Source organism: Natronomonas gomsonensis (assembly GCF_013391635.1).
GTDB lineage: Archaea > Halobacteriota > Halobacteria > Halobacteriales > Haloarculaceae > Natronomonas > Natronomonas gomsonensis_A.
In genome coordinates this window covers 1,137,894-1,161,479 of record NZ_JACAWU010000002.1, presented here as the reverse complement: position 1 = coordinate 1,161,479, position 23,586 = coordinate 1,137,894, and the positions used below count along the sequence as shown (strand labels likewise).

Annotated in this window: 22 protein-coding genes; 17 read left to right on the top strand and 5 right to left on the bottom strand. The window is 58.4% G+C overall.

The features are described from left to right. Window positions 1-39 precede the first annotated feature (39 nt). Complete coding sequence (locus HWX69_RS14530; RefSeq protein WP_178917785.1) at window positions 40-2,376, top strand: PGF-pre-PGF domain-containing protein; 2,337 nt, start codon at window positions 40-42, stop codon at window positions 2,374-2,376. Window positions 2,377-2,438: 62 nt separating this feature from the next. Here HWX69_RS14530 and HWX69_RS14525 read toward each other — a convergent pair whose 3' ends face one another. After that, entirely contained in the window at window positions 2,439-2,870 is a 432-nt protein-coding gene (locus HWX69_RS14525) for a hypothetical protein (RefSeq protein WP_178917784.1), read from the bottom strand. Window positions 2,871-3,088: 218 nt separating this feature from the next. Next, window positions 3,089-3,607 (bottom strand): metal-dependent hydrolase, encoded by a 519-nt coding sequence (locus HWX69_RS14520; protein WP_246286579.1) that lies wholly within the window; start codon window positions 3,605-3,607, stop codon window positions 3,089-3,091. A 132-nt stretch (window positions 3,608-3,739) separates the two neighbouring features. Here HWX69_RS14520 and HWX69_RS14515 point away from each other — a divergent pair, with 132 nt between their 5' ends. The 10 genes from HWX69_RS14515 to HWX69_RS14475 all read left to right on the top strand — a co-directional run bounded on the left by HWX69_RS14515 (window position 3,740) and on the right by HWX69_RS14475 (window position 14,261). Beyond that, the gene (locus HWX69_RS14515; RefSeq protein ID WP_178917782.1) at window positions 3,740-4,015 is read left to right on the top strand and encodes a hypothetical protein; all 276 of its coding nucleotides are present in this window, start codon (window positions 3,740-3,742) and stop codon (window positions 4,013-4,015) included. Window positions 4,016-4,017: 2 nt separating this feature from the next. Continuing rightward, window positions 4,018-5,076 (top strand): DUF4350 domain-containing protein, encoded by a 1,059-nt coding sequence (locus tag HWX69_RS14510; protein ID WP_178917781.1) that lies wholly within the window; start codon window positions 4,018-4,020, stop codon window positions 5,074-5,076. Next, window positions 5,069-6,064, top strand: coding sequence for an AAA family ATPase (locus HWX69_RS14505; protein WP_178917780.1), 996 nt, complete (start codon window positions 5,069-5,071; stop codon window positions 6,062-6,064). The genes HWX69_RS14510 and HWX69_RS14505 overlap by 8 nt, the downstream gene beginning before the upstream one ends. 66 nt (window positions 6,065-6,130) lie before the next feature. After that, window positions 6,131-7,576: a DUF58 domain-containing protein gene (locus tag HWX69_RS14500; RefSeq protein ID WP_178917779.1), complete on the top strand. Its 1,446-nt coding sequence runs from the start codon at window positions 6,131-6,133 to the stop codon at window positions 7,574-7,576. Continuing rightward, the gene (locus HWX69_RS14495; RefSeq protein WP_178917778.1) at window positions 7,573-8,109 is read left to right on the top strand and encodes a hypothetical protein; all 537 of its coding nucleotides are present in this window, start codon (window positions 7,573-7,575) and stop codon (window positions 8,107-8,109) included. The genes HWX69_RS14500 and HWX69_RS14495 overlap by 4 nt, the downstream gene beginning before the upstream one ends. A 120-nt stretch (window positions 8,110-8,229) precedes the next feature. After that, window positions 8,230-9,108, top strand: coding sequence for a hypothetical protein (locus HWX69_RS14490; protein ID WP_178917777.1), 879 nt, complete (start codon window positions 8,230-8,232; stop codon window positions 9,106-9,108). Between the two features lie 1,758 nt (window positions 9,109-10,866). Further along, a complete protein-coding gene (locus tag HWX69_RS14485) occupies window positions 10,867-12,063 on the top strand; it encodes an orc1/cdc6 family replication initiation protein (RefSeq protein WP_178917776.1) in 1,197 nt (398 codons plus the stop codon). 26 nt (window positions 12,064-12,089) lie between these two features. Next, complete coding sequence (locus HWX69_RS18440) at window positions 12,090-12,539, top strand: hypothetical protein (RefSeq protein WP_394353464.1); 450 nt, start codon at window positions 12,090-12,092, stop codon at window positions 12,537-12,539. A 279-nt stretch (window positions 12,540-12,818) separates the two neighbouring features. Further along, complete coding sequence (locus HWX69_RS14480; RefSeq protein WP_178917775.1) at window positions 12,819-13,385, top strand: hypothetical protein; 567 nt, start codon at window positions 12,819-12,821, stop codon at window positions 13,383-13,385. A 276-nt stretch (window positions 13,386-13,661) separates the two neighbouring features. Then, window positions 13,662-14,261: an LURP-one-related/scramblase family protein gene (locus HWX69_RS14475; RefSeq protein WP_178917774.1), complete on the top strand. Its 600-nt coding sequence runs from the start codon at window positions 13,662-13,664 to the stop codon at window positions 14,259-14,261. 68 nt (window positions 14,262-14,329) lie between these two features. Here HWX69_RS14475 and HWX69_RS18395 read toward each other — a convergent pair whose 3' ends face one another. Together HWX69_RS18395 and HWX69_RS14470 are read right to left on the bottom strand one after the other, a co-directional pair. After that, window positions 14,330-14,779, bottom strand: a complete 450-nt coding sequence (locus HWX69_RS18395) for a hypothetical protein (protein WP_348643029.1) — start codon at window positions 14,777-14,779, stop codon at window positions 14,330-14,332. Then, a complete protein-coding gene (locus tag HWX69_RS14470) occupies window positions 14,780-15,313 on the bottom strand; it encodes a DUF7342 family protein (RefSeq protein ID WP_178917773.1) in 534 nt (177 codons plus the stop codon). A gap of 183 nt (window positions 15,314-15,496) precedes the next feature. Here HWX69_RS14470 and HWX69_RS14465 point away from each other — a divergent pair, with 183 nt between their 5' ends. From HWX69_RS14465 to HWX69_RS14440, 6 genes are all read left to right on the top strand, one after another. Then, entirely contained in the window at window positions 15,497-16,741 is a 1,245-nt protein-coding gene (locus tag HWX69_RS14465; protein ID WP_348643028.1) for an MFS transporter, read from the top strand. Window positions 16,742-16,847: 106 nt separating this feature from the next. Next, window positions 16,848-17,114 (top strand): AbrB/MazE/SpoVT family DNA-binding domain-containing protein, encoded by a 267-nt coding sequence (locus HWX69_RS14460; RefSeq protein ID WP_218644799.1) that lies wholly within the window; start codon window positions 16,848-16,850, stop codon window positions 17,112-17,114. A gap of 3 nt (window positions 17,115-17,117) precedes the next feature. Continuing rightward, window positions 17,118-17,513, top strand: a complete 396-nt coding sequence (locus HWX69_RS14455) for a PIN domain-containing protein (protein ID WP_178917772.1) — start codon at window positions 17,118-17,120, stop codon at window positions 17,511-17,513. An 82-nt stretch (window positions 17,514-17,595) separates the two neighbouring features. Then, complete coding sequence (locus HWX69_RS14450) at window positions 17,596-18,966, top strand: restriction endonuclease (RefSeq protein WP_178917771.1); 1,371 nt, start codon at window positions 17,596-17,598, stop codon at window positions 18,964-18,966. Window positions 18,967-19,074: 108 nt separating this feature from the next. Further along, on the top strand, window positions 19,075-20,244 hold the full coding sequence (locus tag HWX69_RS14445) for a poly-gamma-glutamate biosynthesis protein PgsC/CapC (RefSeq protein ID WP_178917770.1): 1,170 nt from the start codon (window positions 19,075-19,077) through the stop codon (window positions 20,242-20,244). Continuing rightward, a complete protein-coding gene (locus HWX69_RS14440) occupies window positions 20,244-21,806 on the top strand; it encodes a Mur ligase family CapB protein (protein WP_218644798.1) in 1,563 nt (520 codons plus the stop codon). Before HWX69_RS14445 ends, HWX69_RS14440 begins: the two co-directional genes overlap by 1 nt. Before the next feature lie 164 nt (window positions 21,807-21,970). On the opposite strand, the gene HWX69_RS14435 is transcribed toward HWX69_RS14440, so the two are convergent. Beyond that, window positions 21,971-23,536, bottom strand: a complete 1,566-nt coding sequence (locus HWX69_RS14435) for a VWA domain-containing protein (RefSeq protein ID WP_178917769.1) — start codon at window positions 23,534-23,536, stop codon at window positions 21,971-21,973. Between the last annotated feature and the right edge of the window lie 50 nt (window positions 23,537-23,586).

Here is a 23,586-nt window from a genome sequence, read left to right as displayed (position 1 = left end):
AACCTTCTTTACTGAGTGATTTGATGTCGGAGTAAGCCCATGAGTAGACAGAATCGCGGCTTGGCCCTCTTACTCAGTTCTCTGATGGTTCTCAGCGTGCTGGGGGCAGGGATAGTTGCCGCACAGAATAACCCAAGCAGTATTGATGACGATGAGGTATATGAGATCAGTAACGATGGTAAAATACAGGGGTGGGAACGCGCTGCCTTCACTCTTCGAACGGACGATACGACCGCGGCTACAAAAATAACACCACCACACGGAGAGTATGGAGGAGTGTTCGGGGAAAGTTCGGATGGGACTCAAGAAGAGCTGACGTGGTATCACGGGACTACTCCAAACCCGATCGGTGTCCACTCGACGAAAGAGGATGTCACGATAGAATTTGATCAGGAGAAGGCCACATACGGGAATCTTGACAACGAGGAAAATGTCCAATTCGTTGCCGCTCGCCTTACACCACAAGACGGTAAGAGTGTTCCAGAAACGACGCAAGGCGCAATGGATCTGTTCTCCAGTATCGACAAAGCGAACAAAAATGCCTCATTTAAGGATATAACTACAACAAGTCTAGAGAACGGCAAGGCCAGTATTCCTGAAACATTCCAAAATCCCGGGAATTGGATAATATTCGCTGCCGTCGTAGAAGATGGGAAAGGATTCCAAATCAATTCGGGAGATATTTCCTCTGTTGAAGGGGATACTGTCATTATCGGTGTGGACCACCTTGCCGTTCAGGAGGCCAAGACAACGGTAAATTCTATCTCTCCTTCGAATCCCAACCCCGGCGAGGACATCACGTTCGATATTGACGCGGAAGCCTTCAACGAAAAAGAAGACGTTACACATGCTGTTGCGGTTTATGACGCCTCTACATTCGAAGAATCTCGCTTCGAAGTAGTCGTCGACGAATCCGAACTGGGCCCGGACTTCTCGGCGTCCGATGACATCCAGCTAAAGCATTCGATCAAGGATGTCAACGGTGTAGCTGATGTGGAACCCGGAACAACAATTAACGGACACGAACTCACTGATGGGCGCGTCAGTCAGCCTGGAAGTGTAGCAAGTATCATCGACTTCCTCGCGGATGAAGCTGGCACCGACGATCCCAACACGCAAGCGATCAAAATTGGTGATCCCAAGAGCTACCAAACCATTGACGCCTCGGTAACTGTGGTAAACGACAGAAGCGCAAACGCGGAGGTCACCGTTGAAACGAATGAAGATTTCTCCACCGGTGATTACCGCTATGTCGTGCTTTCGTCACCTGATGGTAATGAGCAGAGGATGAGCACGAATACGGACACCATTACGCTGTCGGATCCGAGTGGCGGTGGCGATGGAGACACCGGTGATGACCCTGACGATAACAATGGGAATAATGATGGAAACACTGGCAGCGGCGGTGGCGGCGGTGGCGGCGCCGCTCCGTCCCCCTCCGCAGAGTTCGACATCACCGATGCAACGATCAATGAAACGGTAATCGAAAGCGGTGATACCGTTGGTGTGAACGTCACTATCGAGAACACCGGCGATGCCGACGGTGACTTCGACGCACGACTAACGACTCGTGGTGTCACCCTCGACGAGCAGACCGTCGATATCGATGAAGGGGCGTCCGAAACGGTGCACCTGAACAACACGTTCAACGAATCCGGTGCCTACAACCTCAAAATCAACAACGACTTCGATGTCGGCATGGTCCTTGTTGATCTTGAACCGGCCCAGGTGGCTGTCAACGAGACACGGCAGTTAGCCGATGAAGCCCCTGACCAACCCGGGCTCCGCGTTGGATTCCGGAACGTGTCGGTTACGAACATCACCTTCAGCAACGAGAGCGCGACCGGAAACGTATCCGTTGAGGACCTGACCCGAGTACCACGCAATATCACTCAACCCAATGGGAGCGTCGTCCAATCGACGCAAATCACGGTTCCCGAGTCCGAGCGGAACCGTAGTGCGACGGTTCAAATGCGAGTGAACGCAAGTCAGCTCGCCGAGTTCAACGCCTCCGCTGAGGAGCTCGTCATTACTCGTTACAACGACACGTCCGAGGAGTGGGAGGATCTGAACACGTCCGTGATTTCCTCGGATGACGAATCAGTGCTACTCGAAGCCGAAACGCCCGGCTTCTCGCTGTTCGCCGTGACGGCACCACAGGAAGAAGAGACCACGCCGACGCCGTCGGAGCCCACGCCAACACCGACTGAACTGACGGCGACGCCGACTGAAACCGACACGACCGATGACATAACGACAGACACGCCGGACGACACGCCAACGGAAACCGACTCCGAGACGCTGCCCGGCTTCGGCGCTATCGTCGCGCTCATCGCGCTGCTCGCGGCCGCTCTACTGGCTATGCGCCGCCAGTAAACCCTCCGGCTTCGCGGGCTGACACACCGGAAACATCCGACTCGATTCCTCGTTTTTCGAATTCAGCGGCTGTTCCACGAACGCTGAATCTGAAGCATCGCGATAACGATGCCCCCACCGACGACAGTTGCTACGATGTCCGAAGGCGCATCACCCGTTTGGAACGTAATTCGAAATATCGGGGTGGGAATGTGCGGCTCAATCAGTTCCCAACCGACAGCGATCAGCACCACAATCGAGACGACAGCGCCATCAGTGAGTCGAAACAGCCGTCCAGTAGCCGCAATTGCCCCACCGGCCAGTCCGTGCGCCAGTAAATCCCACCACCAAAACGTCGTATACAGTGGTACCGTCGCTGTCGAGCCCGCGATGGCACACAGTCCTGCAGTTAACACTGCTTGCCGAACCGGGATCATCTTGGAGATGTCCTCAGGGTCAGAGGCGACGGTATCACCTTGACCCACTACTCCAGTAACGTATTCCCTCAGAGACATTCGGGACTGTTGCCTCCGTCGTCGAACGACCTGGTAGTCGGTTCAGACAGCCGTTCGCCACGGTGTGTGAGTCCCGTCATAGACGTATTATGAGGAACGGCAGGCTTCGTTATGTGCCGTCTACACGGATAGGGAGGTCCACACCTCGGGGCTTGCCCTAGGGTGGTCCATACCTGCCCAAAAGGAAGCCCACGACTGCAACGGTAAAAGAACGTGCGTTATCCTGCAGCGGTGTCGTTAACGAACGCGACACTACGACGAATCAGGTGACCGAGGAGTCGAAGGCCGGGCATCCCGTCTGCGACCCACAAGACAGCAGCAAGTGTGAAAAGTCCAAATTCACCGAGTATCCGAGGCGTCAATTCGGCGGCAACAAAGTGTGCGATGATGCCCGCAGACTCCTCGTACTCCGGCACGGAGGTAACAGGCCACAGTAGATACCCTAAGTCGGCGTAGTGTCCATCGAGAAGCGCATACAGGCCATCGGAAAAGACGTGAGCGAGATACCCGATGCCGAACCAGAGACCAATAGAACGTCGCTCAATGCGGTCTAACAGGAAGATGAGACAGACGATGAGTGGGATTGCGACGAGCAACGAATGGGCGCCCGTGCGACCGGATGGGAGCACACTGAGATGCCATGCCAACGGTTTGTCGATCAGGTCCGGGAACTGGGTGCCAAACGCGAGCGCGATAGCCACGCCGGCAGCTGGTGGCTGCCGGTATCGACTCCGCATCCAGAGGCTACAGAGAAGGTAGCCAACGGCCAGATGTCCCCATGGCCACATATCGTAGCAGCGGAGAGCCGCGGCGATGAACCTTTTGTTCGAGACGACAGGTACAAACCCCCGCACTTCGAGGTGCCGACAATGCCGACACGGCGGCGACAGCAGTTCATCACAGGCCATCTCGCGTGGATGTTAGCTACCGTGCTCGTATTGACGCTCCTTGAATCACTCTCGTATGAACTGTTCTTCGTTATCTCCCTCATTGGCTTTCTCGTCGTTACCGAACTGACTGCACCCTTCGCCGTGAGGCCACGCTGGCGGCGCCGGCTGAAATGGCTTATCGCACTCGGATTGGCCGCCTTCGGCTACATCGTCGTGCGTCGGATCCTCGAAATCCTTCCATCGGGGGTGGTCTAATCGTGCTTGAGGACTACTCGTATCCCCGACTACTGTTGGTGGGGCTTGCCGGAACACTCGCCATCACGTTGATTGTACTCGCTGGAACCTCGTCGGCGTCACTTGGCGTGTACAACGCCGATTGGGACGGCACCTCCGAGATCCGATCAGCCGCCGAATCCGCTGGCGCGGAGCCGACAGTCGCACAGAACGTCAGTGCCTATGAGGCTGCCACCCCAGAGGGGACGCTAGCCGTTGTCCTCTCGCCGTCAGATGCGTACGGAAGTGATGGACAGGCTGTTCGCTCCTTCGTTCGGTCGGGAGGGACGCTCCTCGTCGCGGAGGATTACGGCCAACATGGAAACCAGTTGCTCGATGGCGTCGGGGCGGACGCACGCATCAACGGAACGCCGCTGCGAGACGAACAGCGCGCCGGGCCCAGCCCCGATTTCCCCCGGGCAAATCCAGTCACGAATCACACCTACACCGACGGTGTGGATGGACTCATGCTCAACCACGGCAGCACTATCGATGCCGGTAACGCCACAACCCTGTTCGCCTCCTCGGAGTTCAGCTATCTGGACACGAACCGAAACGGCGCACTCGACGACGCAGAGACGCTCCGCCAGCGGCCGGTTGTGACCATTGAGTCGGTCGGGGAGGGCCGCGTCATCGTGGTCAGCGACCCCAGCGTGTTCCTCAATTCGATGCTCGACCGGAGCGATAACGCTGCCTTCCTCCAAGTACTCGTCGAAAGCCACGACCGCGTAGTGCTCGATGTCTCACATAGTACCGCACTGCCGCCGCTCGTGACCGCTCGCTTGCTGCTTCAGGACTCCGGGGTGGCCGCGTTCATCGCCGGAGCGCTGTCCGTGCTAGTGGTTACGGTCGCACTACAGCCGGTCGGGCTTGTCAGACGCCTTCGCGGGCGACGGTCGGGACGGCCTGACTCACCGGGGCTGTCCGAGACCGACATCGCGGCCTCACTCCGGCGTCGACATCCGGAGTGGGATAGCGACCGAATCGAGCGGGTGACGGACAGTTTGATGGAACGGCGTCGAAAAGGAGGGAGCAATGACTGACCCCGCCGCGCTCGCCGACGACATCGCAGCCGAGATGTCGACAGTTCTTGTCGGCATGGACGAGCAGATCGAGTATCTCACGGTTTCGCTGCTGAGCCGTGGGCACGTACTGCTTGAAGGGGTGCCCGGGGTGGCAAAAACGACGTTAGCTAACGCATTCGCACGAGCCAGCGGCCTGTCGTACAATCGAATTCAGATGACGCCCGATACCCTTCCCGCAGATATCACCGGGACGAACGTTTATCGAGAGCAGGCCGGCACCTTCGAACTGCAGAAAGGGCCGATCTTTGCGAACGTCGTCGTCGCCGACGAGATCAATCGCGCCACGCCGAAGACCCAGTCGGCGCTTCTGGAGGCGATGGCCGAAGAACACGTCTCAATCGAAAGCGAGACCCTTGCGTTGCCGACGCCGTTTCTGGTCGTTGCGACCCAGAACCCAATCGAGATGGAGGGAACGTTCGAACTGCCGGAGGCCCAACGCGACCGGTTTCAGTTCAAGCTCCAGGTCGAACTCCCGGAACCTGACACCGAACGCGAGATGCTAACCCGATTCGACAGCGCACCAACGATGACCGCCGACGACATCGAGGCCGTGACGTCTCCAGCGGAAATCCTCGAAGCGCGTGAAATGGTCACCGAGGTCAACGTCGAGTCGATGGTTCACGAGTATATTCTGGATCTCGTCACCGCCTCACGAGAGCACTCGGATGTCGCACATGGTGTTTCCCCTCGAGGGTCGCTGGCGTTACTCCAGACGGCCAAAGCACGGGCCGCAGTTCGCGGTCGAGAGTACGTCACCAGCGACGATATCAAGCGGTTAGTCGGTCCGGTGTTCCGGCACCGTCTGGTACTCACGACAGACGCCGAACTCGGAGACGTGAGTCCCGAGTCAATCATCGAACAGATCCGGTCGTCGGTGCCGACGCCGGACGGCACGGTGGCCCAACCGGAACCCAGTGGGGATTCGGAGGAAGCATCGATCGACTGAAAGCCGTCTCGTCGATGGAAATGAAGTACCAACAAATTAACGTCGCGCCATCAGAGGGGTGAATAGATGCGGGTCACGCGTCGATACTGGGCTGTTGCAGCCATCGTGGCGGTGATGGTTGCTTGGGCCATCGTCTTGGAGCAAGCGATTCTGCTCGTCGGAGCAGTGAGTATCGCGGCGTGGCTCCTCGTTCGCCAGTATCGGTTCGTGCGTAGCGTCGACGGGACGGTCGGGCGGATCACCATCGATCTGGAACTCGATAGGTCGCGTGTCGTCGCCGAGGAGACATCGCTCGGCACGCTGCACGTAACGAGCGAACGCCCAGCGGGGCTCTCGGTTCGGGTGGCCGTGTCACCGCCGACAGGAGCCACCGGGGAGACCATCGCCTGCGTACTCGGTCCCGATGAGAACCTCACTCAAGCAAGCTTCGAAGTGAATTGGCCGATCGCTGGGCGTTTTCAATTCGACCAACCGACAGTCACGGTGAGGGACTCACTCGGCCTATTTCGACAAAGCACAACCGTTGGGTCGACACCATCTGTGACTGTCGAACCGCGGACACCGCACGATATCCACGTCGGCGAAGGTGGCACCCGTCTCACCGCCGGGTTCGGTGAACACGAAGGCGGGCGCACTGGCAGCGGTCTCACCCCCGCAGAGGTGCGTCGATACACGCCGGGTGATACCTTCAGGCGAATCGATTGGAAGGCCACGGCCCGACTGGACGAACCGCATATCCGTGAGTTCGAAGCCGAGCAGGACTACAAGACGCTGCTCGTCGTCGACCACCGAGCGACAATGGGGGCTGGACAGGGGGGTCGGCGCAAACTCGACTTCGCTCGCCAAGTGGCGCTAGCACTCGTCAAGAGTACGCGTGAACTCGGCGATCCGCTTGCCTGTTACACCGTCGGTGATGAGGGCGTCACCAACGCGTTCAGCGCGAGTTCAGACGACGACCAGTATCGGGCGGTCGCCCGAACGCTTCGAACTCTCGAACCGACCACGGCAGACGAGTCGGGGAACGGTATGGGAAGCCAGTCCGGCACCCAGGTGCTCAATCCGGGCGAAGCTCGTCGAACAGCACAACTACTGTCGGGGGAGACGGACTTCGAGAGGCGTTTGCGGCCGTTCTTCGCCGACGCCGAGCAGTACGTCCAGCGCATCGTTGATGAACCGCTGTTCGGTGCAGTGCGAGTCGCGTCGACAACCCAAGACAGTGGGGCGCGAACGATCATCATTAGCGACGACGAGCATCGAACGGAGCTACTAGAGACCGTGAAAGCGGCCCGCGGTGGAGACGGCCACGTTGTGGCGTTCATCACCCCGAGTGTGCTGTATGACTCTCGAACACTAACTGAAATTGATGACGCCTATCGTCGATACACAGAGTTTGAAGCGTTTCGGCGGGACCTCGCCGGAGTATCGCGCGTCAACGCCTACGAAGTCGGACCGGCTGATCGACTCACAACCGTCCTCGCCGCCGGCAAAGCAACGCGTCGAGCGAACCAATGACCGCACAAGCAACCGACGAACGGGACCCTGAACAGGGGTCAACAACCAGCGATAGTCGCTCTTGGCTGGAGGCAATCCGGTGGCGGACCGACGCACCGATTCTCGGGGGGCTGGCGCTTCTCGCTATCCTCGCGGCGTTCTGGTGGCTTGGCGGCTTCGGCGGAGTAGCCGCGTGGGTGTTCGTCGCCGCGGCGTGGCTGCTGTGGCCGCCCATCGTTCCCGTCGCAATCGCGCAGCTCGCGCTGCTTGTGGTGCTGCCAGCCGACGCCGCGCTCACGACGATGCTCCCGGCCGAAGCCGCGATCGTGACGCCGCTCCTTGCGGACATCCTTGGCGGGCGAGACACGACGACCATCGTCGATACCGCCCTGTTCGTAGCTATAATCTGCGTCGGCGGCGCATCGGTGCTCCTCATCGCCGAGGTGGGCGGCCTTATCGCCGCCGGAATCGTTTTGCTACTCGTGGCCGGTCTTGGCTCGTATATACTCCATCGCTCACTCCTGCTGAAACTCGGACATCTCAATGAGGACTAGAAGAGAATCGAACGACCCACGACTGGTACGGGCTTCGGTGGAGCCGGAAAACGGTACTGTAATCCGATACCGACTCCAGCCGTCTGCTAGCGACGAGACACATCTGTTTCACCGATGAGTATGAAAGGCCGACTCGACCCGGACGCTGATGGCAACAAAGATGGCGACGAATCCATCGCCGAGTTACGCACACAACTCGAAGTCATCACCGAAGAGAATGAAGAGCTCCGAGAATCCTACACTCGCGCAAAACAGGCCCAATACCAGCGAACTGCCCTCGGATTGGGTCTCATCGGACTGCTCGCTGCAGCAGCGGGCGTACTGCTTCCAGGTGCACGTGATGTCCTGTTCGCCCTCGGTGGCATCGGGCTGTTCGGAGCAGTGCTCACTTACTACCTCACGCCGGAACGCTTCGTCTCTGCCGATGTCGGTCGCGATGTTTACGCGGCGCTCGCCGGCAACGAAGCGGCTCTGGTAGACGAACTTGGCCTCTCCGAGACCCGCCTATATGTACCCACGGAGAGCGGTGGCGATCCAGTCCGCCTCTTCGTTCCCCAAAGTGAGGCGTATTCAATCCCAGAGGACGCGGCACTGGCAGACTCTATCGTGGTCACAGAGACCGACGACACGCGCGGTGTTGCGTTCACACCAAGCGGCGGGCCACTTTTTGAGGCGTTCGAGGCGGCACGGTCCGGACCGGCTGCTGAAACCCCGGAGGCAATCGCAACCCAACTGAGCGATGCGCTCGTCGAGCAGTTCGAACTCGTAGACAGTGCCACGCCAGAGTTGGATCCAGATGAATCGCGTTTGACGGTCGCTACCGACGACACTGTATATGGCACGCTTGATCGATTCGACCACCCGGTCGCGTCGGTAATCGCAGTCGGGTTAGCAGACGGACTCAACACACCAGTCACACTCGAAAAATCGGCAGCGAACGACGACAAATCGGAGTACCTGCTAACCTATCGGTGGGGCGGAACCGATGGGAATAGCTAGGACCCCGCTAGCATGGGCGAGGACGAACGCGGCAAACCACGGGTCCGTCCCGCACTAACAAATCGTCGGGACGATTTCGAGATTTAGTCGGTCGTGAATTGGTTCATTGTCGAAACCGATCGAATTTGCTGGTGAACAAAACCTGCACCAACGGAGCAGATGCCGGTCATACTCCGTCGTTCGGGCAGCGTTTACACACTCCAGTCGCAGTCTGGCAACGTCTATCGCATTGATGTCGTTCGCAAGGAGTGCACCTGCCCAGACCAACATAAAGCCCCTGTTGAGCGGTGTAAACTTCTCTGCCGTGTCGATATTGAAATCAGGAACCTTATAGTTCCAACGCCAGATGGTCGCCTCCCAGAGTTGCCACGAGCTGATGGTGGGGTGAGGGAATCGACGTGAGAGTCTTAAGCACCCACCAGCGGCCGTATCGAAGGGTTGCTACAGGCAGTCAACAAACATGGCGATCTGATCGGAGAGGGATATTTCGATGTCAGGCCATTGTACGGCAGGCGATACAAGAACGGACCTCGAAGATTATTCGTGATGCGACCGCCCATCCGGAGCCTCTCGACAGATGCCCGCGACGATTGCTGCGGAAGAATTCGCCATGCGGCAGGGAGACACTGAATCGGGCAGTCGGGAGTATGTCCTTTCAATAATGGCTCATGGAGAGTGATTTCGATGAAAAGCTCGAACTGATTTCGGCTACAGACGACCCTAATGAGACTGCGACGATTCTCTGAGTATCACCTTGACCGAAGGTAGCGTGGACAGCGCGGTTGTGCTTGATTGTCCTCCTTCTTCTTAACCAACAGTGTGCTCCGTCTGTTGGTTAAACACACTCCCAGGTTCGAACGGTCGCACTCGTCCATCAGCCACTCGGACTCTGGCGGCCGTCTGGTGTGTGGACAATGGTCGGTTCGCCGAACTTGACGCTACTGCCCTCCACACCCTCACCAATGGATTGGTACGGCAGAGTATCGGTGGTTCGTCTGGGATGGCTGGAAGTGTGAGCCGCCGTTTGAACCACAAAGACACTCCACCGTTTCAACTGAAGCTGCCCCAGTGTAGTGGTCTCGGTATGGTACCTGGAATTTACCGAGGAATCTCATATTCGGTGGTCCCTCGTGGGGAATACTAGCAGAGACACTCCACTGTTTCAAGTGAAGTTGGGTATAGGATAGACCGATGAGAAAGCCAGGTACCAATTATGGGGATCGACGCATTCGATTGTCTCCTTGGTCATCGGTTCTGTGAACACACGACACAGTGTGGTGTTTGCCGATTTCGAATTCTCCCAATTCGTGGGAGACATCGCGATATTCCATCGCTTCACTCGAAACGGTGGAGTGGTTCGGCAGTACCGTTCGGGTGTATCAACAATACTATCGAGCTGCTGTCTGTCGCTGGAGCGGATCGGATTCAAGTTCGGCTGCAGCTCCCGCTCGCTCAAGTTGATCGGCGACGTCGCCCGGCTTGCGAGGGTCGGTAAGAGAGAGTACGTTTCGTGTGCTTTCGGTCAGCGATAGCCTTGGGAGTATCACGTGGAGAGTGGATTTCGTTTGCTTTCCACGCTGGTTGTGATGACGGGATTGGCAGGGAGTGAGAGAGTACGTTTCGTGTGCTTTCCTATATGTTATTCACAAAATGAGGGCGACGTAACCGATATTTCTGGCTTCAATCGATTTCCATAGTAGCATACGAAACAAACAACGCTTGGTTTTATATGTCTATGTCGAGTTGAATACGATATCCATGGGTGGCCCGTTCGATGATCTCACTGAGACGGTATTTGCGGACAAGGCGGTTCTCACAGAAAGCTACCAACCGGAGACGATTCTCGAACGAGACGAAGAGATCGAGGCGTACAGCCACGCACTTCAGGACGTGCTGTTCGGCCGGGAGCCAGAGAACATCTTCGTGTACGGGAAGGCCGGACTCGGGAAGACAGCAGTCACGAAGTACATGATGGATGAGCTGCGCGAAGAGGTAACGACGCGAAAGGCGGCAGACGACCTCCACATCCATACAATCAACTGTAACGGGCGGACGCTGTTCATGGTCGTTCGCGGCCTTGTCAACGAGTTGCTCCCGGAGCATGCCAGTCGCTTCCCGAAGCGAGGGCTCGGGACCGGGGACGCCTTCGACGAGCTGTACCGACAGTTCGACCGTCTGGGTGGAACACACCTCGTCGTCTTCGACGAAATCGATCATCTGGAGGAGGCGAACACGCTATTGTACGAACTGCCACGTGCGCGAGCGAACGGTCACGTCTCAGATGCAAAGGTCGGTGTGGTCGGAATCAGTAACGACTACACCTTTCGGCGGACGCTCTCGCCGAAGGTCAAAGATACGCTGATGGAGACCGAGATCTCTTTCAGCCCGTACGACGCCCAAGAATTGCGGGAGATCTTAGCGCATCGAGCGGAACGCGCTTTCGTGGAGGGGGCCTGCGATACGTCGGCGATTGCAAAGGCGGCCGCGCTGGCCGCACAGGACATGGGGAACGCCCGGCAGGCGCTCGATTTACTCCGCGTCGGCGCGGAATTAGCCGAACAGAATGGTGCGACGCCGGTCACGGACGACCACATCGAGGCCGCACGGGAACGGGTACAGCGCGGTCGGTTAGAGAACAAGATCCGCGATCAGACGGAACACGCCCAGTACATCTTGGAAGCGATCGCGAACCTCCAGACCAGCGGTGCTGTTCCGGCCCGCTCGAAGGAGATTCAACGAACGTACGAGCAGGTCGCTGACTCACACGCCGCCACGCCGCTATCGACTCTGAAAAGCATCCAGGACCACCTCTCGGATCTCCACATGCTGGGATTTCTCCACAGACATGAGCAGAACAAGGGACTGAGTGGTGGCCAGTACTACGAATACGAATTGGATCTTGACCCAGAAATCGTGTTAGAAACCCGGTCGGAGATCGCCGAACACACGGGGTGAAAGCACACGAAATCTACTCTGTGTGTATGTGTCTGCACCCGGCCGCGTACGGTGGAAAAGCACACGAAACGTACTCTCTCACTCCGGTCAAACCGTGCGTAGTCGGGATTAGCAATGATTTCGGGTTCCGTGATGAGCTTTCCCCGAAGGTCAAAAACACGTTCTGCGAGCAAGAGAGTCATTTTCCGCCATATCAAGCGCTGGAACTGGAAGAGATTCTACAGCGACGCGTTGAGGGCGCTTTGTACGACGGTGCGACCGCGTCAGGCGTAATTTCGCTGTGTGCGGCGTTATCAGCACTAGATACGGGGAGTGCCCGGCAGGCACTCAGTCTCCTGTACAAGGCCGGTGAGTTAGCCCGCGCCGCTGGCGAATCGACGATTACTGAGTTTCACGTCCATGAGGCACAGGATGCGCGAACTCAAGCGGCATGGCCATCTCGCAATAGTCGCGACGCTGGATCTGGCGTTGCGTGACGAGACGCTGGCGCGTGTTCGGGACACCTTTCCACGGTATCGGACGATTGCCGAACGCTCTGGCGCTGCCCCCTCGGCCGCCGTCGGATGCACAACCACCTCGTGTGACTGGGGGGCGAATAAACGCTCCGACTGCGTCTGACCGTTGTCGAACGGGAACTGACTTTGGGTGCAGAACAATATTCGACGGAGACGATTGTATCATGACGCCCGGAGTGAAACCGACTCTGTATCAATCGGCCACCAGAGACTTCCCGGTAGCCGTCTTTCCCTTGCGTAGTGCCTGAAGAACGAGACACGGCGAATCGGAGATACGCAGTCGGTTCAGCACTGGTGGTTGTGGTCCTTGCTGTCTGTCTCGGTGCCGTGTTCTACTACGGTGTGGGTCCGGCCCCTGGCGGCACGGGCTCTGGAGAGGAACTTTCGGACTTCCCGACAGCCACGCCGTCCGATAGCGGCTCGGGTAACGATGGGGCCGGAGGGGCCGCGACAGAAACGCCGCCGTTCTCGTTGACTATCAATAATATCAAGGAGTGCGGGCAGACCTGTCGGGATGTCACGACGACGCTACACAACAACCAAGATGAGACGGCGACCGGGACTACCGTATACACCCGGATTTTTGCTGGTGAGGACAATACCGCTGAGGACGACATCGTCTGGGAGGGCAAGAAGGAGGTCGGCACGGTCGAAGCCGGGGGCTCCCGTACTGCTACCGAGCGTATCGACCTATCGCTGCAGGAGGCATGGAAGATAGACCGGCAGAACGGCTGGATTACTATCGTCATGACCATAGAAACGGACGAACGGACCGTCACGTTCCAAAACAGCGAGCAGGTAGCGTAGGTATAGCGTTACTGACCACAACTGCCACCATCGGTATGGAACAGCTCCTGACTGGGAACGCCAATCGCGGACCTCCGACAGAATCCCGGTCTGTAGTCGGTACGGTGCCATGCTCGCTTGCGGTCATCGTACGGATGCTCGTCGCTCAGTTTGCACACGTACTGGGCAACTGTTCCACTACAGATGGTATCGATATGATAGAATCTCAACAGAGCAACAGAGGCCTGTTCGCACTGAACAGAAGCCTTTTTCCAGACCGTGCCGCACCTATCGACCATGTCAGAGCCCTCCACATCCGAATCGGCTGGCCGCTACGACATCTCGACGGTCAATCTTAACGACGACCGTTATGAGGTCAAACAGTCGATGATTCGGAATAAGTACGTCGTCCGCGACAGCGCCGGCGACGTCGTCCTGCGCGGCAAGCAGAAGATGTTCAAACTGAAAGAGGAGTTCCCCTTCGTCACCGGCAACGACGCGGATGCCTTCAGTGTGAAAGCCGGCGGCATCATGGATATCGCGGGCAACTACACCATCACGGACTCCGGCACTGGCGAGGATGTCGTCGTCCTTGACGAGGATTACTCACTGTTCGTCGAGAACTGGACGATTCGCGACCCCGATACGGGCGAAGCGTTAGCGACCATCAAGTCGAAGAACAAACTGCTGTCGGCGCTTCGGCACCTCTTCTCGGCCGCGAACCTCGTCCCGAACAAATACGAAATCTTCGACGCCGACGGTGGCCACGTCGGCGACATCGAAGGCAAGTTCTCGATGCGAGACGCCTACACGGTCACTATCGACGACGCAAGCGACGTGCCGAAGGAAGCGGTCATCGCCGCTGCCTGTATCCTTGACGCGCTGGAGAACAAGTAACCAACCCCTCATTCGACTGGGAGGCGGGCGATACAGTGCCTAGTGAAACCCTAGCAAGGAACGCCTCCTCACTCACCTTCCGACCATAGCGTCTCGATTCGCTCATCGATTGCTGTGAGGACGGTCGAATACACTTCGAGCGGATGCTCAGCCAGGTCCGGAATGTCTCGAACGTTCGTCCCGGTTGGGGGCATATGAAAGTGGAGTCGGGTGTTATGCTCATTGGGATGACGGTCCCAACGACACTCCCAGTGCTGACCTGCCGACTCGGTTTCGAGGTAGTGAAACGAAAAATCGCCGCTGGTGAACCACTGAATGTCGATTCGGACTGTCTCTACCGATTCCGGATAGCGACCTGTATCAAGCGAGGCGTGCAGGAGACGTGGTTCGTACGGATCGGGGTCGATGCTGGTCGACTCCACTAGTGGGTCGTCGATGAGGTGTGTTTCGAGGAGTCGGAGGGTTTGTCGGTCAACTGGCCCCGTCCTTCCAGTGGGGGCGTCTGTTGGTGGGCCCATTTATGCCGGGATGAGATGGCCGTCGTTTTCGGCGAGCCGTCGGGCAAGATCGTACAGCCGAACATCTCGAACGATACTCCGCCAGTCACTCAATGCCTCCATACGGTCGTGAATAGCGTCGTGCGTTTCGGCATTGACTGCAGACAGCGTCGCCGGGTCCGTGGTCCCGAAGCGTTCCTCGTAGGTTGCGCGTTGGGTTTCCAACTCCTGAACGCGGTCACGGATTTCTTCGACCGAGAGAGCGTTGGCGATTCGACTGGCTTCCTGCCATTCGAGATACCCGTCGTTGCGCGCGTATTTCGCCGGTCGGCCATCGGTATCAGCATCGGCGATACCCATCTCAGTGAGCCTGTCTAAGTGCTTCTTGGCGGCGTTTGGCGAACAGGCCGCGGCTTCCGCGAGCTCCCTATAGGGCGTCGGTGTCGAGGTTCCGAGAAGGACGGCATACACACGGCCGAACGTATCCGTACCCTCCTGCCACCGTCGCGACCCGTCTTCGGACCCTGCTGATGGAACTGGGTCGAACTCGGCCATGCTGGGACTAGCCACCAACACGCAATATAATTTTGGAACATACAAATATATGAGCTCAATGTCGCTGCTGGAGAAGCCGTAGACAGGTCGATAATACTCGGGTGCGATTGTTCACCGTACCTCCGGTGCTGTCAATGACCCTCAATAGAGTATATTTGCGACCCCCACGCAGTCTCACTCCCTGTGGACGACAACGACCGTTCCATCGTCGGGTTCGTGATGGCTGGCCACGCGATGGTCCACATCTACGAGCTATCGATTCCGATTTTGATGACAGTGTGGCTGCTCGAATTCTCGACGACGACTGCTGTACTGGGCACGGCAGTCGCCGTCGGCTACGGCCTCTTCGGCGTCGGTGCACTTCCCGGTGGCCTTCTCGTCGACCGTTTCGGCTCCCGCCGGCTCATCACCCTCTGTCTGGCCGGGATGGGCGTCTCGTTTCTCATCTTGGGCATCGCCCCAGGTGTCCTCGGCATCACCATCGCAATCGCGATCTGGGGTGCTGCGGCCAGCGTCTATCATCCCGCGGGGCTGACGCTCATCAGCAACGGGGTCCGCGAACGCGGCCGAGGGTTCGCCTATCACGGCATGGCTGGCAACGTCGGTATCGCTGCAGGGCCACTGTTGACGGCGCTACTTTTGCTCGTCTTCGAGTGGCAAACCGTCGCCGTTATCCTCGCGATTCCGGCGCTCATCGCTGCAGCTGCGGGGCTATCCATCGAGTTCGACCCAACTGCAGCCGTCGAGGTCACCGATGGAGGCCAGGAACGACAGCCGCCGTCGTCACTCTCGGAGTTTTTCGCCGAGACGCGGCAGTTGTTTACTGTTGGTTTCGCGCTTGTCTTCGTCATCGTCGCGTTCAACGGGCTCTACTACCGCGGCGTCGTCACGTTCCTCCCCGAATTGCTCGGGGAGTTCCTCACCGCGGCTATCGGTGATGCCCGTCTCGGGCTCTTTGACCCCAACAGCCCGATGGCGGAGGAGTTCGATCTCGCACAGTATCTGTACGTCGGCCTGCTGACGATTGGCATCGGCGGGCAGTATCTCGGCGGCCGCCTCACCGAGTACATCGAACCCGACCGCGGGATGTTGCTGATGCTCGTCTTTCTCACCACCTTCGCGCTGTTGTTCGTGCCGGCCGCCGGGACTGGGCTGTGGGGGCTGTTGATTGTTGGTGCGCTACTCGGCTTTGCGCTGTTTGCGATGCAACCGCTCTCCCAAGCAACTATCGCCAAGTACTCACTCGCTGGCTCGAGAGGGCTCTCGTTCGGCTACACGTATCTCGCTATTTTTGGCGTCGGCGCCCTCGGTGCCGCGATTATCGGGACGGTCCGGACCTACGGTTCGATGTCGGCGGTGTTTCTCGCTCTGGCCGCCTTCTCGACCCTCGCAGGGACGTTCGCCGTGATACTTGTGACGCGAGACTGAACGTTACACTCTATTCTGACATCCTTCACGACTGAAGTCGTGGGCTTTGGCCACAGTCCTGTATTACGGGAAAAGACTTAGATATGCACGTATATTATCCCAATATATGGGAACAACAGCTGATGAACGGGGGCGAATCTATCTGCCAAAAGACGTACGAGACCAGTACGGCGACGAGTATCGAATAGTCAAGTTACCAAGTCATGTCGTACTTTTACCGATAGATGAAGACCCGCTTGAAGGCGTTCACGAAGCTGTCGGCGATGCCTTCGAGGGAACGAGTCGAGATGAGCTAGCGAGTCAAGCCATCTCCAAGGCAAAGGCCGAGATTGAATCTGAAATCGAAGGCCGCGAATCGCGGCGCAAGGAATAGATTGTGTACGTAGAAACGGATTTCCTGTTGGCACTCGCAAAGCCCGACGACTGGCTTCAGGACTCTGCTCGTAAGGCACTCGAAGAGCATGATGATATTCATACGTCAATCAATGCCTACACGGAATTACTCCTCTACACATACGACTCTGAAGCTGACGAGTACACGATTGATGTCGAGCGGGCGCTGACGAACTTAGTCGAACGAGTTCCTGTCCAGCCGGCAGTACATGAAGAGGCTGTTCTCGTCGCTGCTGTCCTCGCCAGCGAAGACGATTTCACGCCGTTCGATGCGATTCACGCCGGCATCACTATTGCGACCGGGGAATCGATTCTTTCGAGCGAGCAAGATTACGACAAAATCGACGTAGATCGCCTCCCACTCGAACCCCACGACTAATCGATTAGGTTCCCATTTCTGTTGACGCCAATCGCCCTCGACAACCTATATATCGGCGCCCGGAGATACCCGTCGTATCGCGATGGCAGTCTTGGACGAGCTCTCCGGATACGAGTTCGAGGACCTCATGGAGGACGTCTTCCGGAACCTCGGCTATGAAAACGTCCGGCAGGCGAGTCGTACGGCCGACGAGGGCCGCGACATCCTGATGGAGGAAGTCGTCGACGGTACTCGGCGGGCGGTCGTCGTCGAATGCAAACACACCGGCTCGGTCGGCCGCCCCGTCGTCCAGAAACTCCACTCGGCCATTGCGACCTACGACTACGACGGGCCGAAACGCGGGATGGTCGTCACGACGGGGCGGTTCAGCGGCCCTGCTGAAGAATACGCCGAGCGGCTTCGCAACAACGACGATCCCTACCCCATTGAACTCATCGACGGGATGGACTTACGCGAGATTGCCGATGAAATCGGTCTCGATTTGTACAACGGTCGCATCGAAATTCTCTGTTCGGAATCACTCCGGCCGTACGAACGGCCCGGCACCATCGACGCCCCGGTCAAGACGGCGTTTCGCGACATCGACAACATCGACCCGGGAGCCGTTCCATCACCTCGGACCAGCGTGACGTTCAACCCTCTCGTGACGATTACCGCCGAGGTCAACGCCGTCTTCGAGACCTCGGTCGGCGTCATCCACCGCATCAACGACCGCTCTCGGTTCGTCGCCTACGCCGGCCGGGGCCACCCGGAACTCGCGAATAGCACTGTCCGGACGCTCGTCAAGGAAAATCGCCACGCGACTATCGACCTCGAAGAACGACGCGCGGACCTACACGAGGTGTTCGACGACATCGAGGAAGGCCGCTTCGGACAGACCCAAACCGAGTACAAGGAGTGGGCGGTCGACCGCCTCCGAACACGGCACACGACGACGGTCACCTACACCGGCGACAACAACGTCACGTACAACAAGACCTGCGAGCCGAAGCAATCCGACATCTCCGTCCAGTCCATCGACCCGGTGTATCTGCCGCAAATTCGACAGACAGTGAAGCTGCAGTCCTACTCCTACCCCTACGAGTACTACGCTGCCGGCCCCTCACGCGCCACAATCGAGGACGGGATTCATCGCTGTGTCCACTGTGATACGGCCGGAGACGACGGGCAGTACACCTACTGTGCCAACTGCGGCAGTATCAGTTGTGGTGACCACATCGAGACCGAACGTCTCGAAGGCTCGCCGGTCTGTACCGGCTGTGCGGTGACCGAACGCTTCGCGCTCAAGACGAAGTACTTCTACGACAGCGAGAACCTCGAAACGTTCCGAGCGGAGTACGACGCGATGCCCCTCCACGAGAAAGCGATGGAGAACAAACCGCTCGTCGCCGGCATCGCCGTCTCGATTCTCTTCGCTCTCGTTCTGGCTGCCGTCTCCATTGGCGTGATTTGAAGCCGATTCCGGAGTTCGATTCCCTTGAGGCAACGATGGGTAGGCCTATTGTACTTCGGTGTTCATTCGAATCCGTGCGGGGGAGCGTCATATCGTGAGGTGGGGCCGATGTTAGTTGCAGCAGGGATTACTGCGCTGGGACTGCTGTTGGTCGGCAGCATCTCACAGCTTTTCGGGCTTCGATTGGGCGGGACCATTGCCATCCCAGTCTTGGCCGTCTACACCCTGAAGAACGCCCTGATGCTCCCGATTTTCGTGTTGAGTACGATACTCGCCTTCCTCGGTCTCAGTATCGTCAAACAGCGAACGTTGCTCTACGGTCGTGACGAACTCCTCGTCGCGATGGCCATCGGCAGCGGGGTTCCAATCCTGCTGTTGGTCGGGCTGGAGTCGCTCATTCCGGAGTCCCTCCAATCAGTCGTCTTCATCGGCAGCATTCTCCCCGGTCTCGCCGCGTACAACTACCACCAACTCAAGCCCCAGTACCGTGTCTTCGACGTGCTCGCGGCAACGGGGCTCTACGTTGGATTAGTCGCCCTCGGGTGGCTACTCATTACGCCGAATCTGGCGGCGACGATCGGCGAGATTACGCCGCCGGCGCTGTACACGACGACGACCGACGTGGCCGTGTACAAAAACGCCGCACTCCCGACCGAACTCGAACCGACGATTCTCGGCCGCCCGCTCGTCATCGGACTCTTCGTGCTCGGACTCCTCGTCTCCGAGCGTGTTCGCAGTCGCTACGGCATTCGGATGGGGCTTATCGCGCTTCCGTTGCTCGGTATCTATGCCCTTGCGAGCAAGTGGCTCATCCTGCTGTACGTGATTCTCCTCGCGGCCGCCTTCGGCTTCCTCTCGGTCGTCCACTACGTGACGCTCCTGTACGGTCGCGTCCTCATATCGCTCACCACGGCGTTTGCCCTCCTCGCTGCGGTTCCAGTCGTACTGTTTCTCCCGATTACGCGTGGGCTCTCGGCGTACTTTGTTGCCATTCTCGCGGGGATTGCCGCCTACAACTGGCACACAGCTCCCGGGGCGAAACGGAAACTCTTCGTGCCGCTGCAACTCGGCACATTCGCTCTCGTGTTACCGCTCGCCCGCGCCAGCGGCCGAATCCTCCCGCGGGGCTTCCCACAGCAGTTCGGCGTCCCCCAAATCGCCCTCGCCGTCGTGGTCGCCGTCGTCTGTTTCGCATACGTCGAGTACGCTACGGTCGACCAACCCGCCCACGAGCGGGTGTTCGAGGCGTCGATTCTCTCCGGAGGTGACGACGAGTGATGGAGCAAGGGATGTTCGAGGTGACTAGAAACGAGGATGGGTGGTTCTGGCGTCTCTGTGACGCCGAGGTCTGTCTCGCGGTCGGGCCGAAACAGTACCGGAGTTCGGAGGCGGCCAGACGACGCATCGACCGAGTGCGCGACGCCGCGGCCGAACTCGATGACTTCGACGCCGAGGACTTCGAGTACGTCGAGCCGCCGGAAGCCGGTGACAAACCGACGCTTCGTGTTCGTGGCGACGAGGAACACGGAATCTTCGATTGGGTGCTTCGCGATGACGGCGAGACGCTCGCAGTCACGAATTTCACCTACACCGAGCGCGCCAACGCACGCGAGGCGATGCGACGGTTCCGCCATCTGGCGACGGGTGCGGTGCCGGTGTATCTCGTCGCTGACGAGACGGACACCGAATCAGACCCCTTCGAAGTCGGGATGTCGAACGTCCGTGGTGCTCTGTCGCTGCTCACACGCGGTCGCGACCACCGCCAGTTCCTCGATGGCATCGACACGCGAATCGTCGTCTCCGGTATTCGCGGAAAATCATCGACCGTCAAGCGACTCGACGACGTGTTCAGACGGCGTGGCTACGACACCCTGACGAAGATTACGGGTAACCACCCCGTGTTGATTCGCAACGGCGAAGTCATCCCCATCGAGCGGACGGGCGCACACACCACGCTGTACGAGAACATCAACGTCCTTCGGGAGTTCGGTCCCGAACTCGAATCCTACACGCCCGACGATGTCGCCATCTTCGAGAACCAAGGCATCACCGAGTACACCACGCGGTTGATCAACAAGCGATTCGTCAAACCGCACGTCGTCGTCATCGCGAACGTCCGACAGGACCACCAGGACACGCTGGGCAAGACGGTTCGGGACCTCGCTCGGGCCTTCGCTCGGACGATTCCGGCCGGTACGAAAGTCGTCAACGGCGAACAAAACCCCGTCCTCGCGGAGTACATGCGCGAAGAAATCGAACAGCAAGGCGGCGAGATGCGGCAGGTCACGATTCCGGCCGACCAGCAGGGCCGAATCGGGGCGGAGACGGTGTATGCAGTCAACGACGTGTTGCGGTGGCTGGATATGGAGCCCGTGCCCGAAGCACAGCTCAACTCGTATCTCGACGCCATCCAGCCACGCTGGATTCGACTCCCACAGGGCCGCATCTTCAACGGCGCCGAAATCAACGACATCGAGAGCACGGAAGCGATTCGGCAGGCGCTGGCCGGTGACGACTACGTGCTGCCCTTTGTCTACCTCCGGTCGGACCGCCGAAGCCGAACGGCATCGTTCGCGAAGTATCTCAACACCTTGGCAGACCGCGACCTAATCGAACGCGCACGTGTGGGCGGGGCGTTCACCAGCGTCTTCGCTTCGAACGTCGACGTGCCCGTCACCGAACACGAGCGCACCGAAGACGCCGGCGATGTCATCGACGACATGTTCGACGAGGGGTATCCCGTGTTGACCATGGGGAACACTGTCGACGACTTCATGCGCGATTTGGAGGTCGAAATCGCATCACGTGCGAAAGTGGCCGCCATCGAGGCGGCTGACTGACGGCCCTTGCTGTCTCTCTGGGTTCGATGAAATCTCACGATGACGAAATACTACGGAAAATCCGGATTGGGGCGTCTTGCCCCCGAAACACGGTCATCGAACGCTGATTACCGAATCCCGGTGGCGGGATCACTCAGCATCTGCCAATTCTTAGATGCCTGCCATTATCCGTCTGCGACGACGGTGACGTTGACTCGCTCGTCGTTGACCCACCAGGTTTCGCTCGTTCTTTCAGTGCTCGCGCGTTCGGTCGTGTTGGTCTGACCGATGCTACTGGGCTCTGAAAGTGCCGACGCTTGCGTGCTGTGTCGTACTGCCATCGACTCACCGGGAGCAACGCTCACCATCCGAAGCGAACCCAATCGGCCGTGCTCGGGGGCGAAATTGACCGCGAGCATTCGCGAACTGTTGCCGTTGTTGTAGACGACGCCCGTCACGTCGTAGGACTCGTTCGGCGTGACGGCGCCCGGCGTGGTGTAGGCGTCGATACCGACCTGCGAGTCGTTTTCGTCGAGTACCGACACGCTCCCCAGTGTGGTGTTCCCGACGGCCCACGTTTGATTGGCTCCCGAGGCGTTCACGTCGGCGGTCGCCTCGTGGGTTACCGTCTTGGTTTCGCCGGACGAGAGATATACCGTCTCGTTGGCGACATGGGTCGTGTTGTTAGCGTCCCCACCGGCAGCGAAGGGGACGGTCGCATACCCCGAATAGTTGCCGGTGTTCTCGACAGTCGCCGACACCTCATAGCTCTCGTTGGGCATGACGGCCGAGCGTTTGATTGCTCCCCCGGTAACTACCACGTTCTCAGCGGTCAGTTGCCGTTCGTTGACTGTCACATAATCGAGGAGGCGGTGGTTAATCTGGAGCATATATCGGTCGACCTCTGCGTACGAGATTGGTGCGCTGAACGTGTGTGTTTCCCCAGATTCGATCTCAACCCGCTCGCTGTAGTGGACCTGGTCTGAATCGGTAATCCGGGCGTGATACGTACCACCGGCCGACCCGTCGTTTTCAACAACGACATCAGCCGTGAACGTTTCATCGGTGGCGACAGTCGTGTTGCTAAGCGATTTCTCGATCACGTCGAAATCGGGGGATGATCTCGTCGTTTCCGTGGTCTGGGTTGTCTCCTCCTCGATTACCTCGATGAGATCGGTGACGATTGTTGTGAACGACTCGGTGTTCACGTCAGTCCATTCGCCACACGCTACTGCCTCTGACATGGTCTTGAGTTCGTCCGCCCCCTCGATATCGCCCGAATACCAATCAGGCGAAACTGCTACGAGACATGCGTCTTCGTCATCGATTCGTTGGAGTGCTTGCTGTCTCGCAGTTTCCGTCCCATCATCGTCCTCGTCGGTGATCACGACGATAATTTTCTGGGCATCGTCGCGGTAGTCCATATCGAGTGCGGTGTGAATACCGTGGGAAGCGTTCTCGGTACCTCCGAACGTGTATATTCCGTCGAGTCCGGTTTTCAAATCGTCTGGATTACTTGACAACGCGAGGTTGACTTCCGTACTCTCCGCGTCTTCGTAAGTTACGAGCCCGTAACGAGCGTCGATTCCCTGTGTATCGAGTTCTTCAGCAACGTTCTCAACTTCGTTTGCCAAATCCTCAGCTTGGGCATCCATACTGCCCGTCTCATCGAAGACGAAGACGACATCTGCATTGCGGGTCTCTGCGGCTGCTGTGCCGGCGAAGGCAACGCTTGAGAGAAGGACGCTCACGACGAGAATTGTCGATAAAACGACTGCAGTGAGCATCCGAGACCGCGATG